We start from the raw sequence: 16,992 nt of genomic DNA on the forward strand, positions 1-16,992 counted from the left end.
ACAAGAAAAGACATACATCATGACACGTTCCACCCAAGACGGCGCCGCCGCGGCGCCCGCGGGGGCAGAGACCGACAGCGGTCTGCCAGACCCCAAAATCCGCCGCCTGACAATGATTACCGTGGCCCTGACCCTGTTCCTGGCCTCCACCGGTCAGAGCATCGTCTCCACCGCCCTGCCGGAGATCGTCAGCGATCTGGGCGGGCTGTCCTACATCACCTGGGTCGTCACGGCCTACCTGCTGGCCTCCACCATCGGCGCGCCGATCGCGGGCAAGCTGGGCGATATGTACGGGCGCAAGATCGTCTTGCAGTTCGGCATCGCCATCTTCCTGGTCGGCGGCTGGATCGCCGGCGCCGCCTGGACCATGCCGATGCTGGTCGGCGGGCGCATCATCCAGGGCTTCGGCGGCGGTTCCCTGATCGTGGTGGCCATGGCCGTCGTGGCCGACCTGCTGCCGCCGCGCGAACGCGCCAAGGCGCAGGGCATGCTGTCTGGCGTCTTCGGTGTCTCCACCGTGCTGGGACCGCTGGTCGGCGGTTTCCTGGTGCAGACCGTGGGCTGGCACTGGATCTTCTTCGTCAACATTCCCTTCGGCATCGCCGCCTTCACCGTCCTCAGCCGCACGCTGAAAGCGCCGGATGAGCAGGTGAAGCACAAGATGGACTACCTGGGCGCGGTGCTGCTGATGGCGTTGCTGTCCTCGGTGGTGCTGATCGCCTCGCTTGGCGGCTCCACCCTGGCCTGGTCGTCGACCCCGATGCTGGTGCTGATGGCCGTGGCCGCGCTGGCCGTGCTGGGGTTCGTCCTGGCCGAACGGCGCGCGGCAGAGCCGGTGCTGCCGCTGGATCTGTTCCGCATCCGCAACTTCCTGGCCGCCAACGGGGTCAACGTGCTGATCGGCATGGCGATGTTCGGCACCATCAGCTTCATCCCCATGTTCCTGCAGGTGGTGAAGGGCGTGCCGCCGGCAGAAAGCGGCGTCTACATGATCGCGATGATGGCCGGGCTGATCACGCTGTCCTTCACCGCGGGTCGGGTGATGACCTACACCGGCCGGTACAAGTTCCTGCCCAACATCTCCACCGTGGTGCTGGCCGCCGCGCTGCTGATGCTGTCGACGGTGGGGCCGGAAACGCCGCTGTGGCAGATCACGCTGAACCTGTTCTTCGTCGGTGTCGGCATCGGGCCGACCATGTCGGTTGGCATCGTTGCCATCCAGACCGCCGTGCCGCGCGAACATCTGGGCGTTGGCACCGCCAGCGCCAACATGTTCCGCCTGACGGGCGGGTCGGTCGGCACCTCCGTCTTCGGGGCTATCTTCAACCATGGTCTGGGCGAACACGTGCAGCCCCTGCTGCCGCAGGTCGAGCGGGTGCAGGACATCACGACGACGCTGGTGGCGGAACTGGAGCCCGCCTTGCAGGCCCAGGTCGTGCAGGGCTTCTCCGATGCGCTGTCGCCGCTGTTCCTGGTGGGGGCGGTGGCCGCGGTGCTGGCCTGCATCGCCTCGCTCTGCCTGGAAGAAAAGGGCCTTGGCCCGTCCGAGCCGCTGAAACGCGACGCGGAAGAGGCGCCGACGCCCATGGGCCAGAGGATCGCCGCCGCCGAATGAGCCAGAGCCCGCGGGCCGTGGCGCATTGCGGAAAATTCAAAGGGGCACGCCGCAAGGCGCGCCCCTTTTCGTTGCGCCTAAGGCAGTTGGAGCGTCAGCCCGGCAGGGTCAGCACCTCTGCGCCCGATGCCGTGGCGACGATGGTGTGTTCGTACTGCACGGTCGGTGCGCCCGGCTCTGCCGTCAGGGTCCAGCCGTCGTCGCCCTGATCCGCCCAGAGACCGCCGAGCGACAGGAAGGGCTCCACCGTCAGGACCAGGCCTTTCTCGATCCGGCGGCGGTCGCGGCGCACGGGCCAGGTGGCGATCTCCTCGGGGTATTCGTGCAGGGTCCGGCCGATGCCGTGGCTGGCCAGGTTGCGGATCAGCGTGTATTCGCGCGCCTTGGCGAAACGGCCGACGGCATTGCCGATCCCGGCCAGCGGCTTGCCCGCCGCCACCTGGTTGATTCCGATCTGCATGGCGCGTCGCCCGTCCTTGCACAGCCGGTCCAGCTTGGGTCGCACCTTGCCCAGCCGGAAGGTGGCGCCGGTGTCGGAGAAATAGCCATCCTTGGAGGCGGAGACGTCGATGTTCACGAGGTCGCCCTCGCGCAGCACGCGGGGGCCGGGGATGCCATGGGCGATCTCCTCGTTCACGCTGATGCAGGTGGCACCGGGAAAGTCGTAGCAGGACTGCGGGGCGGAGACCGCGCCGTCGCGTTCCAGCAATGTGGCACCGATGGCGTCCAGCTCGGCGGTGGTCATGCCCGGTTCCAGCGCGCGGCCCATGGCCTGCAGCGTGTTGGCGACGATACGGCCGATCTCGCGCATCGCGTCCAGTTCATGTTCTTCGGTGATCGTCATCTGGCCCCTCGTCTTCAGCGCGCCACGGGTAGCGCCGTTTGCGTCGAAGGGAAAGCCGGCTGGTCCGACCCCGGAGGCGATCAGCGCGTGATGGCCTCGTCGCGCAGGAACATGTTGGACCAGGCCCGGTCGATCAGCTGCGGCGACATCTGGTAGGGGATCCCCTCGAATTCGCAGATCGCGATCATCTGGTCGATCAGGAAGACCGGCTGGTAGTTGGCAAAGACGTTGCCGATGGTGGGGTACTTGTTCTTCAGCAGGTGACGCAGGGCGGCCTCGGACAGGGGCATCTTCTTCTTCTTGGCGACCAGGGCGAAGATCTTCAGGAAGTTCTCCTGGCTGGGGCCGTCGATCTTGATCTTGAAGAAGATCCGCCGCAGCGCCGCCTGGTCGAAGATCTCGTTCGGGTGGAAGTTGGTGGAGAAGATGACCAGCGTGTCGAAGGGCACCTCGAACTTCTCGCCCGACTGCAGGGCCAGGATGTCCTTGTTTTCCTCCAGCGGGACGATCCAGCGGTTGATCAGCGCCTGCGGCGGTTCCGCCTGGCGGCCCAGGTCGTCGACGATGAAGACGCCGCCGGTGGCTTTTAGCTGCAGCGGGGCCTGGTAGGTGCGCGCCACCGGGTTGTAGGTCAGGTCCAGCATGTCCAGCGACAGCTCGCCCCCGGTGATGACCGTGGGCCGTTCGCAGCGCACGTAGCGGGTGTCGTAGCGGTCGGCGGCGCGGCGCAGCTGGGTGGGGTCGTCGTGCTGTTCCTCGGCGGCGGCATGGACGATCGGGTCGTAGACGGTGATGACCTGGCCCGAGTATTCGACCGCGCGCGGCACGAAGATCCTGTCGCCAAGCGCATCGCGGATCCCGTTGGAGATCGAAGATTTGCCGTTGCCGGGGGGGCCGTACATCAGGATCGACCGCCCGGAGGAGATCGCCGGCCCGAGGTTCGCGATCAGATCCGGCGGCAGGATCAGATGCCCCATGGCATGTTCCAGGCGATCGCGGGTCAGCTGGATGTCCCGCACCGACTGACGTTTGACCTGTTCGGCGTAGACCTCCATCGGGACGGGCATTGGGCCGAAGTATTCCGATTGCGCCAGCGCATCCAGCGCCCGCGCTCGGCCGTTGTCGGTCAGTTGATAGCCCATCTCGCCGGAGGAGGAGGCCGACATCGACCCCGTCGCCTCGACCAGCAGCTGGTCGCGACACAGGTCCACCAGCTCCTGGGTCACCGCCACGGGCAGGCAGATGGCGCGTGCCAGGTCCGTCACGGTTTCGGTGTTGCGGCGGAACATGGTCTTGATGACGATGTCGCGCATCATCACCATCGGCAGCCGCATCCCTTCCAGCGTGCTGGGCGCGGGGGGCGCCTGGACGCTGCCCTGAGGCTGCATGTTCATGGCGTGTCTCCTTGGTCTGTCATGGTTGAGACTAATGGCAAATCCCCGTCAGGTCAGGCAGAAATGCGTGCAAGGGCCGGTTTGCAATCCTAGAATGCCGCGGAAACCATGAGGGACAGATGAACAGGTCAGAGACCGGCCGTATCGTCGCGCTGCTGATCGGGCTCCTGGCGGTCGAGGCCGGGTTGATCGGTCTGGCCGGCGGGCTTCGTTTCAATGCCCAGGCGCCGCAGATGTTGCACCTGGCCGAACTGGTCCTGCGGAGCGCCGGGGGCCAGGTGGCCCATCTCGACTTTGCCTCCCCCCTCGGGTCCTGGAGCTTTACCCCCGCGGGATTGCTGGTGCGGGCGGGCCTGTCGCTGGGGGAAGCGATGCTCTGGGCGCAATGGGGGCTGGCGGTGCTGATCGCGCCCGCCGTGGTCTGGATCGCCTGGAGCCGCCTGGCCTTCTGGCCATCGCTGGCGCTGGTCCTGCTGTGCATGACCGTGCCGCTGGCGCTGGTGCCCGGGGGCACCGATCCCGTCCTGTCGCTCGCGGCGCAGGCGGCCCGTTGGGCCTGGGCGCTGGCCTTCCTCGTCAACCCGGTGGTGCTTTTCCCGCCGATCCAGGGGCGGGCGGGCGACTGGGCCGATGCGGTGGTGCTGGGCCTGCCGATGGCGGCGCTGGTGATGGTCAAGCCGGGCTTTGCGCTGGCGCTGCTGCCGGCCTGCGTGCTGGGCCTGCTGCTGTCGGGGCGCGGGCGCCTACTGCTGCGGGCGCTGCTGCTGGCGCTGGCGGTGCTGGCGCTGGTGACGCTGGTCGCGGGGACCGCCTACTGGCCCGCCTATGGGCGGGACCTGCTGGCCGCGTCGCTGGATGCGCCGTCCGGCGACCGCTTCGGACGTATCCTGCTGTCGCCGGCCCAGACGCTGGGCACCGTGGCGGTCCTGGCGGCGGTGGGACTTCTGTGGGCCATGCGCGGACGGGCGGCCAGTGGGTCGACCTTGCTGCTGTTGCTGCCGGGATTAGCCTGGATGAGCTACCAAAGCGCGGGGCATGATGCCCTGTGGTTGGCAGTCCTCGGGGTGGTCCTGCTGGGCCTTCCGGGCCCGGAGGTCGATCCCGACCGCGAACGCATCCTGCGCAGCCTCGGGGGTGTCATGCTGGTCCTGATCGGGCCGGTCCTGCTGAATCTTGGCTACAGCCCGGTCCGCCACGCGGTACAACCCGCCGTGCGCTACAGCGCAGTGGGCCCGGGGCAGAGCGGGCTTTTCGCGCCCACCCGGGACCTCGACCGCGCCAGCGTCGTGACACCATGGGAGACCCGCGCATCGGGCCGCTTCGCCGGTCAGCCCCTGCCGGATTGCAGCGTGGCGGGGGGCCATCTGGCCTATGTCACGCGGATGGCGGCGGTCATGGGGGCCAGCCCGGCGCTGGACGGGCAGATGCCCTTCGTCGCGGATGAGATAGCGCCTCAATGGTGGGTCCTGGGCTGGGCGCCGCTGCCTGGCGGTGCGCCGCAGGTCCATGGCGGCCTGCCGGGATACGCGTCAGCGCGGCACCTTCTGGTGCCGCTTTGCGCGATCAGTTCTGCGGCGCGCGACAGGATCCTGTCCCGGATCGACCCGGACAGCGTGACCTTGATCGAGGAAAACCCGCTGTATTGGTTGTACCAGATCGACCGCTAGGGCACCGGCGCTGGCGTCCAGCGATCAGATCATCGCCAGGATCAGGTAGAAGGCGAGGGTGCCTGCCAGGGGGAACCCCATGGGGAAGGGCGCGCGCAGCCAGCGGGCTTTCGTGCCCTCGGCGCTCCGGGCCTCCCAACTTTGCCAGCCGGGGGCGAGGCGGCGCAGGGCCGTGGCCCGGGCCAGCCGGTGCGTGGCGAAGCCGGTCAGCAGCAGGGCACAGAACAGGATCAGCACATAAAGCAGGTCCGGCGGGGCGACGAAGGGCGCGGCCGCGGGGATGAACTTCGCATCGCCCCCGCCCATGGCGCCGCCGGCGTAGAACAGCATGGTGATGCCCAGGGTGACAACCATGGTCACCAGGCGCCAGCCATAGGCGTCGAGGGGCATCACCAGGGGGCCGATCAGCACGAAAACCACCGCCAGCGCCACCACCGCCCGGTTGGCGATCCGCATGGCCGACAGGTCGGTCCAGGCCACATGGGCGCAGAGCGGCAGCACGAAGGGGGCGAAGATCATCGCCGTGCGCGCCGGAAGCGCCAGATCAGGCGTCAGGAACCCGGCCATCAGATCAGGCGCTTTCGAGCGCGCGGAGCGAGCGCACCGCCTCTTCGAAATGCTGCGGGTGGGTCTCGATCGCCTCGCGCAGAAGCGCCTTGCCGGTTTCCACGTCGCCCTGCTTGACCGCCGCGAGGCCCAGGGTGTGCAGCAGCTGGGCGCGTTCCGTCTGGCTCATCTGCATGACGGGCAGGCTGTACTTGCGCTGTGCACCACGGGCCAGGATCATGTTGTTCTTGGCCGTGAACAGGGTCGGGTCCTGCTGGATCGCCTCGGCGAACAGCACCTCGGCATCGGCGAAATCGCCGCGGGTCAGCTTGGAATAGCCCCAGTTGTTCATCACGCCCGACGGCTTGGTGGTCAGCCCGGCGGCGATTTCATAGAAGCTGTCGGCCTTCTGCCACTCGCGGTTGCTATCGGCCACCATGGCCTCCAGCCGGTAACGCTTGTAGGTCTCGAAGGTCGGCGGAATGGCATCCAGCACGCTGTCGGCCTCTTCCCAGTTGCCGGTGCGGATCAGGGCATCGGCGAAATCGACGCGGTCCTCGTTGGTGGCCTGGGGATGGGCCACCACCTCGCGCCAGGCGCTGACCGCTTCCTCGTTGCGCTTGGCACGCACCAGCGAACTGGCAAGGCCGCGCTTCAGGTCGATCTTCTCCGGGTTCTCACGCGTGGTGCGGGCGAAATAGGCCACCGCCTCGTTCGGGTCGCCCACGGTCAGCATGATGTCCGACAGGTTGCTTTCCTCGATCACGTTGACCGCCTGGAAGGCCCGGTCGACCTCCTGGTCGCCGCGATCGGCACAGCCCGCCAGGGCCGCCAGGGCGGAGAGGGACAGGAAGATGGCGGACCGGGACCGGATCCGCGTCATCGGCTGACGCTGGGAAGGGTGGCGCATGATCGCGTCCTTTGCACTGCTCGTCCTCAGCCAGGGTCCGTGTCGCGGATCTCGTAGTAGCCTTGTCCGCTGTGCACGACCTGGAAGTCTTCTTGTTGCTCCGGATCATAGGGTCTTTCGCCCATCATGGCGAGAGCCAAGCGCAGATTGTCCCGGATTGCGTCACTTTCGCCATTATCAAGGGCATAGGCGCGGCGCAGGGTGGCCACGGCCTCCTGCAGCTGGCCGCGCCCGATCAGCACGAGGCCGAGGTTGTTCCAGACCTCGGGCGACGTGTCCGCACCCTCGGAGGCCCGGCGCAGCTGTTCCTCGGCCTGTCCCAGGCGGCCCAGTTGCAGGTTGGCGGTGCCGATCCCGGCATAGACCCGCGGGGTCAGCCCCTGGTCCAAGGCCGCGCGGGTATAGGCGTCGATGGCCAGCTCGTACTCTCCGGCCTGCAACAGCCGGTCGCCGACCAGCATGCCGTCCACGGCTTCGCCCTTCGGGTCCAGACCGGGGGCATAGGGGCTGTCGGGCAGACCCGGCGGCCCTTCGGCGCAGGCGGCCAGCAGCAGCGGCACTGCCAGCGCACAGAGACGGGAGAGGGCGGACCTGCGGCGGGGCAGGAAGGGCTGGGGCATGAAAGCTCCGGGCGCGCGGGGGCAGGACCAGGCGGTCGGGGCGGCGCGGTTACTGCCCCAGAGCCTGGATGTTCACGATGGAGGGGCCGACGAGGATGATCAAGAGCGGCGGCACGCAGAACATCATCGTCGCCAGCGTCATCTTGGTGGGCAGCTTGTTCGCCGCTTCCTCGGCGCGCATCACGCGTTTGTCGCGCATCTCGGCCGCATAGACGCGCAGGGCGTCGGCGATCGAGGTGCCGAAGGTGGCCGACTGGACCAGCACGGTCACGAAGGAGGAGATGTCGTTCACGCCACAGCGTTCCGCCATGTCCTGGAAGACGGCGGCCTTGTCCTTGCCTGCCTTGATCTCCCAGCTGACCATCTCGAATTCATCGGCCAGGTGTTCGTAGGAGGCGCGCAGTTCCTCGGCGACGCGGATGATCGCCTGGTCGATGGACTGGCCGGCCTCGACGCAGACCAGCAGCATGTCCAGGCTGTCGGGGAAGCCTTCCTCGATCTCCTGCTTGCGTTCGGTCAGCCGCTTGTTCACCCAGTATTTCGGCAGGTAGTAGCCCGCGCCGCCGGGGCCGAGGATCCACATCAGCGTGGTCTGGGTCGTGGGCTCGGTCTGGGCGATGAACAGCATGAAGTAGATGGTGCCGGCCAGCAGGCCCAGGATGCCCAGGGCAAACTGCGCGAAGTAGTAATAGCGCACCGCGTCCTTCGAGCGATAGCCGGCCTGAAGCAGCTTCAGCTTGATCGCGGAATACTCTTCTTCGTTCTGCGGTTCGAGGAAGGTCGAGTAGCGTTCCAGCCGCTCGTTCGCCTGTTTGGCGCGCAGGGCTTCGCGGTTCTTGTCGGTGCCGTCCTTGCCGCCGCCCTGGTTGGAGGCCTTCAGCTTCTCCAGGGGGTCGTCCTGCTTCTTCAGGAAGAAGGGAATGGTCAGCAGGATCAGGAAAAGCCCCAGCCCGCCCACGAGGTAGAGCGGGCCTGCCGGGCCAAGCCGGTCGGTGATGAACTGCATCAGATCCTGCATGCGCTTTCTCCGTTCTGCCCGGGCGGGCCGTGCCGTCGGGCGGCCGGGTCGTCAGACCCGGATGTTCACCATGCGCCGCATAACGATGAGGTTGGCGGTCAGGAAAACGCCGACCGCGATGCAGCAGGGAATGAAATAGGGGTGGTCCAGGACCTCGTCGTAGTAGTTCGGGTCCATCAGCAGGATGCCGACCAGGGCGAACAGCGGGAAGCCGGACAGGAACTTGCCCGACCACTGCGCCTCTGCGGTGATGGCCTTGACCCGGCGGAACAGCTTGAACCGGGCGCGGATCACCGCGGCCAGGCCGGCCAGGACCTCCGCCAGGTTACCACCCGATTGCTGCTGGATGGTCACGGCGACAGCGAGGAAGCGAAGGTCCTGCAGGCCGATGCGTTCGGCCATGTCCTTCAGCGCCTCGCCCATCTCGCGACCATAGGCGGCCTCGTCCGCGACGATCCCGAACTCGGTCGCCAGCGGGTCCTGCACCTCTTTCGCCACGATGCCGATGGCAGAGCTGAACGGGTGTCCGACGCGCAGCGAGCGCACCATCAGTTCCACCGCGTCGGGCAGCTGTTCCTCGATCAGGCCGATGCGCTTCTTGGCCTTGTTGTTGACCCACATGAAGACCGCGCCCACGCCCATCACCACCGAGATCACGGCGCGCACGGGCACGGCCGTGTCCGTGCCGATGGTCAGGCCGACGAAGGCCACGACGGAGACACCGGCCATGATCGCGATCAGCTGCGGCGGGGTGAAGGCGATGGCCGCCTTCTGCGCCCGTTCGGCCAGCAGCGAGTAGAGCGGGATTTCCCGCGAGGCCATGTGCAGTTCCATCTCCTTGCGGAGCTTTTCCAGCACTTCCTCCCGGTTGGAGCCCTTTTCGAGCATCTCCAGCCGTCGGTTGACCTTGCTGTTGAGGCTGATCGACTTGCCGAAGACCGTCAGGTAGAGGCCCTCGATCAGGCCGAAGACGCCGACGAAGATCAGGATGTAGATGATGGGATCCATGGCGATGGACATCATCGGGCTTACTCCCTTGCCGGTTCGAAGACCTGCGGGGGCAGATCATAGCCCCACATCTTGAACCGTTCGGAAAAGTGACTGCGCACGCCGGTGGCGGTGAAATGGCCCAGGATCTTGTTCTCGGGCGTCAGGCCGGTGCGCTGATAGCGGAAGATCTCCTGCATGGAGATCACCTCGCCCTCCATGCCGGTGATCTCGGTGATCGAGGTCATCCGGCGCGACCCGTCCTGCAGGCGGCTTGCCTGCACGATCAGATGAACGGCCGAGGCGATCTGGGCGCGCATGGCCTTCAGCGGCATGTCGATGCCGGCCATGGCGATCATGTTTTCCAGACGCGAGATACCGTCGCGCGCGGAGTTGGCGTGGATCGTGGTCATCGAGCCGTCGTGGCCGGTGTTCATGGCCTGCAGCATGTCGATCACTTCCTCGCCGCGCGTCTCGCCGACGATAATGCGGTCGGGACGCATCCGCAGGGCGTTCTTCAGACAGTCGCGCGGCGTCACCGCGCCCTTGCCTTCGACGTTGGGCGGGCGGCTTTCCATCCGGCCGACATGGGTCTGCTGCAGCTGAAGTTCCGCCGTATCCTCGATCGTCAGGATCCGCTCGGAGTTGTCGATGAAGCTGGACAGGGCGTTCAGCGTGGTCGTCTTACCAGACCCCGTCCCGCCCGAGACGATGACGTTCAGCCGGCAGGCGACGGCGGCCTGAAGGTAGGCGGCCATTTCCTCGGAGAAGGCGCCGAACTTCACCAGGTCGTCGATGCCCAGCTTGTCCTTCTTGAACTTACGAATGGAGACAAGCGAGCCGTCCACCGCAATGGGCGGCACCATGGCGTTGAAACGGGAGCCGTCGCGCAGACGGGCGTCGACATAGGGGTTCGATTCATCGACCCGCCGGCCGACGGCCGAGACGATCTTGTCGATGATCCGGAAGAGGTGCTTCTCATCCTTGAAGGTGACATCCGACAGCGTCAGCTTGCCGTCGCGTTCGACGAAGATCTGGTGCGGGCCGTTGACCAGGATGTCCGAAACGCTGTCGTCTTTCAGCAGGCTTTCCAGCGGGCCGAGGCCACGCACCTCATCGTACAGCTCCTGGTTCAGCTGCATCCGCTCTTCGCGGTTCAGCACGATGCCCTTTTCCTGCAGCACCTCGGTGGCGATGGAGTTGATCTCCATCTTCAGGTCGCTTTCCTGTGCGGCCTCCAGGGCCGAGAGGTTCAGGTTGTCCAGCAGCGAGCGGTGCAGATCCAGCTTGATCTCCGACAGGCGTTCCTTGCGCTTGCGGTTCCGGTCGGCGGCACCGGCCTCGGCGGGCTTGGAGGGGGCCATCGGCTTGCGCATGACGCGCACGCCGTTGCCCCCGCCGGAGGCCTCTGGCGCCGCGGGTTTCGGCGAGGGGGGCGGGGCCGCGGCGGGTTTCGGCGCCGGTGCCGGGGCGGCCTTCGGTCGGGCCGCGCCCGCGCCGGAGGCTCCGGACTTGCTGCCCGGGGTCGCGCTGTCTTTCTTGTATCGCGAAAACATGGCTATCCTCGGGCTCAGGCTTCTTCTTCGGCGGCGGCGTAATCCAGATCAAGCAGCGACTGGGCCAGCTTCTGGATCTCGCGGCGCAGCGGATTCTTGGGGATGGCCGCGCCAAGGGGCACGCCGTGATCGGCGCCCTGGGTCACCTGGCGGCCACCGTCGGGGAATTGCAGTTCGATGGCGATATCCAGGGTCTCGGCCAGTCGCTTCACCCGCTGGCGGCCGGACAGGTCGGTGAATTTCGGCGCCCGGTTCAGCACGTAGCGCAGCTTCTCCACCGGCAGTTCCTCGGCCTGCAGGGCGCGTTTCAGACGCTGGGTGTTCTGGGCAGAACGCATGTCCATCTCGATCAGGGCGAAGTAGACCTGAGCTTCGTTCAAAACCGTTTCGGTCCATTGAACGATGGTCTTGGGCATGTCGATGATGACGAAATCGAAATGCGACCGGGCCATGTCGATGATGCGCTGCACGTCGTCCTGGGTGATCAGGTCCAGCGGCAGCATCTCGGTGGGCGCAGTGAGCACCGAGATCCGGTCCTCGAAGCCCAGAAGCGCCTGGCGGAAGACGTCCGCGTCCATCGCCTCGGTGTCTGACAGAAGTTCATAGACCGCTTCTCGGCGGGGCAGGTCCAGGTAGGTGCCGACAGAGCCGTATTGCAGGTCCAGGTCCAGCAGGCAGACCTTGGGCGGCGGCGCGTCGGGGGCCTTCTTCTTGAGCCCGCGCTTCTTGCCCGACTTGGCGGGGCCTTCGGACAGCTCGTAGGCGATGTTGACGGCCAGCGTGGTGGCGCCGGAGCCGCCCGACAGCCCGTGACATACCAGCACCGCCCCGTTGCGGTCGCCCTTGCCGCCACCGGTGCGGGCCATGATGTGGCCGTCGTGTTCGGTCTCGGGCTCCGGGTCGGGCTGCTGGATGCGGCTGATCGCGGCGGCCAGCTCGTTCTCGGGCAGAGGGTAGGGGACGAACTCATCCGCGCCCTTGCGCAACAGCTGGTGCAGCGCAGCGGGGCTGACGTCCTCGGCGATCAGGATCACCTTGATGCCCTGGGCGCGGGCCTGGGTGATGACCTCCCCCAGCAGGACGAGGTTTTCCTCGTCCTCGGAATCGATCGCCATGGCGATGAATTCGAGCGTCTCGGCCTCGGGCTGGTTGAAGAACATCAGGGCCTCGGCAAAACCGAGATCGCCCCACTTGTCCCCCATGACCGTTTCCATGTCTTCGATCAGCAGTTCGAACCCGTCCGGCTCCCGCCGGATCGTGCATGCAACGATAGGGCTGGGTTCAGCCTGTAATGTCGCAGATGCGCTCATGGTCACTTACTACCTCTCATTACACTGCGGCCCGGTGGCCTGCCTGCCTTGGGGCAGACGTTTGGAACTTTTCAGCCCCGGGACGACTCATGTCCTCCGCAGCGATCCGGGGTCGAAACTGCGGGTCAACTAGGGCGACAATACGGCCAAAAAACCGAATTGTTGCGGATTTGGCGCCAGAGTGGCGATCTCTTTGGAAGCATAAAATAAGGGATCTTCAGGCGTTTTGCACGTCTGCTGCAAATCCGGCAGGTTTGCACCGCATTCGCGCCGCTTTGCCGCCCCGGCAGGGCCGGGGACGGGGCTTCCGGCCTCGGAGTTTCGGGTTGCAGGGCTGGCTTACTCTCCCGAGCCCGAGTCGGAGCCGTTTCCGAGCGACGTGCCTGACAGCGTCGACGGCACCTCCGCGCTCTGGGTAACGTAGCCACGGTAGACGACTGCGGCATACTTGCCGTCGAGGATGTTGGGATGGCGCTGAACGAAACCGGACACCTCGGTTACCGTGCGGCGGTTCTGGCGCTCGGGCGCCTGGGTGTATACCAGCGGCTGCGTCTCTCCGAAGGAGGCGACGGCCTCCAGCCGGTCGCGGCTGATGCCGTGGGACACCAGATAGGCAACGGCGGTCTGGGCGCGGCGCAGGCCAAGGCGACGGTTGTAGCTGTCGGAGCCCACGAGGTCGGTGTGGCCGTAGACGCGGAAGCGCACCTCCGGGAACTGCCGGATCCAGGCCGCCTGGCGGTTGAGAACGGCCATGGCGGCAGCATCGAGTCGGGCGGAGTTGAAGGCGAAGTTGATGGTCGAGGGGACCTCGGCCGCAAAGCGTTCGTTCAGGTTCAGGACGTAGGACCGCTGGCCGGTCTGGACCAGTTGGTTGTTCATCGTCGCATTGCCGAAATCGCCCCGATCGACGATGGCGCCGGCCTCGCGGGTGAAAGGCGAATAGCCGTCGCCGGCGCAGGCGCCCAGGAGGGCGGTCAGGCTGGCCGCGGCCATGAGCGGGGGGAGGCGTCGCGTTATCATGGGCGTCTCGTCATTCCATCACGTAGCCGTAGGAGCCGCTGAAATCCTGCCGCGCCACTTCGCCGGCGCCGCCCGAAAGCCGCGAGCCTTGTTCCCGGGCCACGTTGCCGAAGAGGAACAGATCCTTCTCCGACGGCGGGCGGACCCGGTCCGTGGGCAGGGCCAGGGCCTCGCCCCGGGTGGGGGAGACGAGGTGCGCGGTGATGATGATGACCAGCTCCGATTGCTGGCGCTGGTATTCGGCGCTGCGGAACAGCGCGCCCAGCACCGGCACGTCGCCCAGCCAGGGCAACTGGCTGTTGCTGTCGCTGAAGTCGTCCTGCAGCAGGCCTGCAATGGCAAAGCTTTCGCCGTCGCGCATCTCGACTGTGGTCGAGGCCTCGCGCCGCGAGAAGGCGTCGATGCGGAAGGAGTTGACCTCGTAGCCGTTGGCGCTGTCGATGGCAGAGACGGCCGCCGCCAGTTCCAGGTTGATCACGCCGTCATCGACCACGCGCGGGATGAAGTTCAGCTCGACCCCGAAGGGCTTGAATTCAACGGTGACAGCGTTGTTGTCCTGAGCGACGGGCACCGGGTACTCGCCACCGGCGAGGAACTTCGCCTCCTGGCCCGACAGGGCGGTCAGGTTGGGTTCGGCCAAGGTGCGCACGACGCCCTTGCTTTCCAGCGCCTCCAGCAGCATGCCGACCTCGACCGAGCCGACGTCGAAGCCCAGGAGAAGCGCGCCGTTGTTGGTGTTGGAGGAGGGCAGAGTGCCACCCAGCATTGTGGTCTGGCCACTTGTGCTCGCACCGCGCGCCGTGCCGCCTTCGACGCCCAAGCCGCCTCCGAAGGCGGAGCCGGACAGACCCAGTGACGCAGACAGGGATTTGGTCACCGAGCGTTGCATCTCGGCGAAGCGGACCTTCAGCATGACCTGCTGGGTGCCGCCCACCGACATCAGGTTCGAGACCCGTTCCGGGGCATAGCGTTCGGCCAGGTCAAGCGCCCGCTGCAACTTCTGCGCGGAGGAGACGACGCCCGACAGCACGATGCCATCATTCGCGGTGCGCACCTCGATCGGTTCGCCCGGCAGAATCTGCTTCAGCCGTGCCTTGAACTCAGTCACGTCGGCCGAGACGATCACGTCGACGTTGGTGATCAGCTGTCCGGCGGCATCCAGCAGGGTCAGCGTGGTGATGCCCGGGCTCTTGCCCAGCACGTAGATCGATCGTTCGGAGAGCGAGGAGATGTCGGCGATGGCGGGGTTGGCGATCGACAGTTCGGCAAAGGGCACGTCGCTTTCGACGACCACCGCGCGGTTCATGGCCACGCTGAGCTGCGAATCGGCGTTCTGATTGACCACGCGCAGGTTGTCGGCAAATGCCGATTGCGGCGCATGGGATGCCAGCACCGCGACGCCCAGCAGGGCGGCCTTCAGAAAGCGATCGAATGTCATGTGACCTGCCTCTCGGATCACTGCTCGGGTCCGGATCTTCTGTCCGGTCTTTCGCTTATCCTGCGCCAAAACGCCTTTTTATGCAATAATCAATGATTTCGGTGGCGGACCTGCTGTGGATAAGGGGCAACAACGCCTAGGGGTCATGCGCCGTGGCGACCCTTCACGGCGGGGCGGATACAGGACGGGGCGCCCCGGCGGGACGCCCCTATAACCTTGTTGCGGGTTGCCGTGCGACCGTCAGTCGGTGCAGGGGATCTGGATCTCGACGACCTCCGAGCCACGACGGTTGCGGATCGTGCAGACCTGTTCCTGCGGGGTCGGCGCCTGTTGCACCGGGGCGGCCTCTTCGGCGACGGGAATGCCCAGAAGACTGCGCTGATCCACCTCGATCGCCTCGGCCACAGTATCGTCGTAGAGGCCGACCAGTGACAGCGACAGACGGCCAGTGGACTGGGCTTGCGCCAGCGTGGCCACCTGTTGCGGGTTCACGGCCACGGTGACGGTGCGCGCGATGGTGTTCTCTTCGAAGTCCGTGTTGGCGCTCTGGTCGATGGCGATCAGTTCAACGCCACTTTCGATCAGCTTGGTGAAATCGCCCCGGATGCCGTCGGCGCGGCCGGTCCAGTAGACATCGACCCGGTCCCCGGGACGCAGGAAGCCCGAGACGCCGGTCGCCACGTCGACGGAAATCGCGAAGGCGCGCATCCCGCGACCCAGGCGCGAGGTCAGGCCAGCCTCGGTGCCAGGATCTGTCACCTTCACGGCCAGGATCGCCTCGTCCTTCTCCATGGCGCGGCGTACGTAGCGGGGGGCGTCGTTCTCATCAGGGAACAGTGCCTCTTCCTCGCTGAAAATCCCTTCAGGCAGCGCGCTGCGGGGCCATTCGACCTGGCGCACATCCTCGGGCATCAAGGCCTCACCATAGGCCAGGGCGCGGGTTGCGACATAGACGGGGGTGGTGGCGATGGCAGGGGCCTTCTTGGCCTGCTCCTGCTGCAGCGCCTGCTGCATGCTGTCCTGATAATCCTTGAACATGTAGACCGCAGCCCCCGCCAGGGCGAGGCCGACGATCAGAACCAAACCGAAGACGATCCGCATGTTATCTTCCTCATTACAGGTCCGCCCCGGCCCACGTTCCGCCACGAAGGGGGCAGGTCGGCGGCGGCAATCATGACAGTCCCTGATGTCATGACGACAGAATGTGACGAAATCAGGGTTCGACTTGGGAGTTGCGAAGGCCTATCGGGTGACAGGCTTTTCGCGCATGGTCGTAGCCGTCGATTCCGTTGCGAGGTCGGTGGCATCCGAGATGGCCGCAAACAGCAGCATGCACAGCGCAATGACCATCGCGCAAAGGGCCACCCAATCGACGGTGATGGCTCCGGCTTCCGCTTTCGCGAAACGCCGCGTGGCGGGGAGGATCTTTGTCCCGAACACTTTATCGCCCTCTCGTGAAGACTTGGCCGTTGTCGCGATTGGCTACGAAAAAGGCCGCGTCGCGGTGACGCGGCCTTCTGCCAAGAAACTGGCGCGATACTTACTGGCCGGTGTCCACGTTGATCGTGCCTTCGTCCATGGCCTCGGAGACGTTCTCGCCCATGTCGGTCACGCCGGTCGAGATGGCGGAGTAGGCTGCGCCACCCAGGGCAACGACGGCTGCGGTCAGCACGACCCAGTCAACGGTCACGGCGCCGGATTCGTTCTTGCGGAAGTTCTTGATGAAGTTGATCATGGTCTTGTCCCTCCAAAGGATCACTAGGTTTCATATGCTCCGCTTCGATGTTTGGCGTGGCCCGTTGCTCTCTCTCTTGGGTCACCATCTCTGCGGCACGGGTTATTTATAGCTCTTGGATTCGGGCAGGAATTGGGCACCTTTGTAGCGAAAAAGCAGTTTGTTTAAGTTCCCAAGTGACATGGGGTTATGTCTTTGAAACTGAACAATTTAAAAAGATGCTGGCAGGGCGTTTTTCCTCTTGGAGGCCTGTTTTTCGTAGGGGCAGTCGGTGCAAATGGGCCGCGAAATCTGGAAGATGGCTCCCGATTCCCGGCTTTCGCAGCCTTCAG

General features: G+C 65.9%; 16 protein-coding genes. 2 read left to right on the plus strand and 14 right to left on the minus strand.

The genetic code is table 11. The features are described 5' to 3' along the window. The first annotated feature begins 19 nt into the window (after positions 1 to 19). Positions 20 to 1,615 (plus strand): MDR family MFS transporter, encoded by a 1,596-nt coding sequence (locus LC066_RS13070; protein ID WP_224899716.1) that lies wholly within the window; start codon positions 20 to 22, stop codon positions 1,613 to 1,615. Between the two features lie 94 nt (positions 1,616 to 1,709). Here LC066_RS13070 and map read toward each other — a convergent pair whose 3' ends face one another. Further along, positions 1,710 to 2,459, minus strand: a complete 750-nt coding sequence (map, locus tag LC066_RS13075; RefSeq protein ID WP_224899719.1) for a type I methionyl aminopeptidase — start codon at positions 2,457 to 2,459, stop codon at positions 1,710 to 1,712. 80 nt (positions 2,460 to 2,539) lie between these two features. Continuing rightward, positions 2,540 to 3,853, minus strand: a complete 1,314-nt coding sequence (locus tag LC066_RS13080) for an ATPase (RefSeq protein ID WP_224899722.1) — start codon at positions 3,851 to 3,853, stop codon at positions 2,540 to 2,542. Between the two features lie 119 nt (positions 3,854 to 3,972). Between LC066_RS13080 and LC066_RS13085 the strand changes: the two genes are divergently transcribed. Next, positions 3,973 to 5,520 (plus strand): hypothetical protein, encoded by a 1,548-nt coding sequence (locus LC066_RS13085; protein WP_224899726.1) that lies wholly within the window; start codon positions 3,973 to 3,975, stop codon positions 5,518 to 5,520. A gap of 24 nt (positions 5,521 to 5,544) precedes the next feature. On the opposite strand, the gene LC066_RS13090 is transcribed toward LC066_RS13085, so the two are convergent. From LC066_RS13090 to LC066_RS13145, 12 genes are all read right to left on the minus strand, one after another. Then, positions 5,545 to 6,087: a prepilin peptidase gene (locus LC066_RS13090; protein WP_224899728.1), complete on the minus strand. Its 543-nt coding sequence runs from the start codon at positions 6,085 to 6,087 to the stop codon at positions 5,545 to 5,547. Between the two features lie 4 nt (positions 6,088 to 6,091). Beyond that, positions 6,092 to 6,976, minus strand: a complete 885-nt coding sequence (locus tag LC066_RS13095) for a tetratricopeptide repeat protein (RefSeq protein WP_222477852.1) — start codon at positions 6,974 to 6,976, stop codon at positions 6,092 to 6,094. Positions 6,977 to 7,002: 26 nt separating this feature from the next. Then, entirely contained in the window at positions 7,003 to 7,596 is a 594-nt protein-coding gene (locus LC066_RS13100) for a tetratricopeptide repeat protein (RefSeq protein WP_224899730.1), read from the minus strand. A 49-nt stretch (positions 7,597 to 7,645) separates the two neighbouring features. Beyond that, on the minus strand, positions 7,646 to 8,614 hold the full coding sequence (locus LC066_RS13105) for a type II secretion system F family protein (RefSeq protein ID WP_224899732.1): 969 nt from the start codon (positions 8,612 to 8,614) through the stop codon (positions 7,646 to 7,648). A gap of 51 nt (positions 8,615 to 8,665) precedes the next feature. Further along, entirely contained in the window at positions 8,666 to 9,634 is a 969-nt protein-coding gene (locus LC066_RS13110; protein WP_224900217.1) for a type II secretion system F family protein, read from the minus strand. A gap of 8 nt (positions 9,635 to 9,642) precedes the next feature. Then, on the minus strand, positions 9,643 to 11,157 hold the full coding sequence (locus tag LC066_RS13115; RefSeq protein WP_224899734.1) for a CpaF family protein: 1,515 nt from the start codon (positions 11,155 to 11,157) through the stop codon (positions 9,643 to 9,645). Positions 11,158 to 11,171: 14 nt separating this feature from the next. Then, entirely contained in the window at positions 11,172 to 12,467 is a 1,296-nt protein-coding gene (locus tag LC066_RS13120) for an AAA family ATPase (protein ID WP_224899735.1), read from the minus strand. A 339-nt stretch (positions 12,468 to 12,806) separates the two neighbouring features. Further along, a complete protein-coding gene (locus tag LC066_RS13125; RefSeq protein ID WP_224899737.1) occupies positions 12,807 to 13,460 on the minus strand; it encodes an OmpA family protein in 654 nt (217 codons plus the stop codon). 37 nt (positions 13,461 to 13,497) lie between these two features. Continuing rightward, the gene (locus LC066_RS13130) at positions 13,498 to 14,925 is read right to left on the minus strand and encodes a type II and III secretion system protein family protein (protein WP_224899739.1); all 1,428 of its coding nucleotides are present in this window, start codon (positions 14,923 to 14,925) and stop codon (positions 13,498 to 13,500) included. A 240-nt stretch (positions 14,926 to 15,165) separates the two neighbouring features. Then, complete coding sequence (gene cpaB / locus LC066_RS13135) at positions 15,166 to 16,026, minus strand: Flp pilus assembly protein CpaB (protein ID WP_224899742.1); 861 nt, start codon at positions 16,024 to 16,026, stop codon at positions 15,166 to 15,168. A gap of 141 nt (positions 16,027 to 16,167) precedes the next feature. After that, positions 16,168 to 16,365, minus strand: coding sequence for a hypothetical protein (locus LC066_RS13140; RefSeq protein WP_224899745.1), 198 nt, complete (start codon positions 16,363 to 16,365; stop codon positions 16,168 to 16,170). Positions 16,366 to 16,465: 100 nt separating this feature from the next. Next, positions 16,466 to 16,660 carry a hypothetical protein gene (locus tag LC066_RS13145; RefSeq protein ID WP_224899746.1) on the minus strand — a complete coding sequence of 65 codons (195 nt, stop codon included), beginning with the start codon at positions 16,658 to 16,660 and terminating at the stop codon, positions 16,466 to 16,468. Positions 16,661 to 16,992: the final 332 nt, after the last annotated feature.

The sequence above is a fragment of the Pseudooceanicola marinus genome (genome assembly GCF_020177265.1).
Lineage (GTDB): Bacteria > Pseudomonadota > Alphaproteobacteria > Rhodobacterales > Rhodobacteraceae > Pseudooceanicola > Pseudooceanicola marinus_A.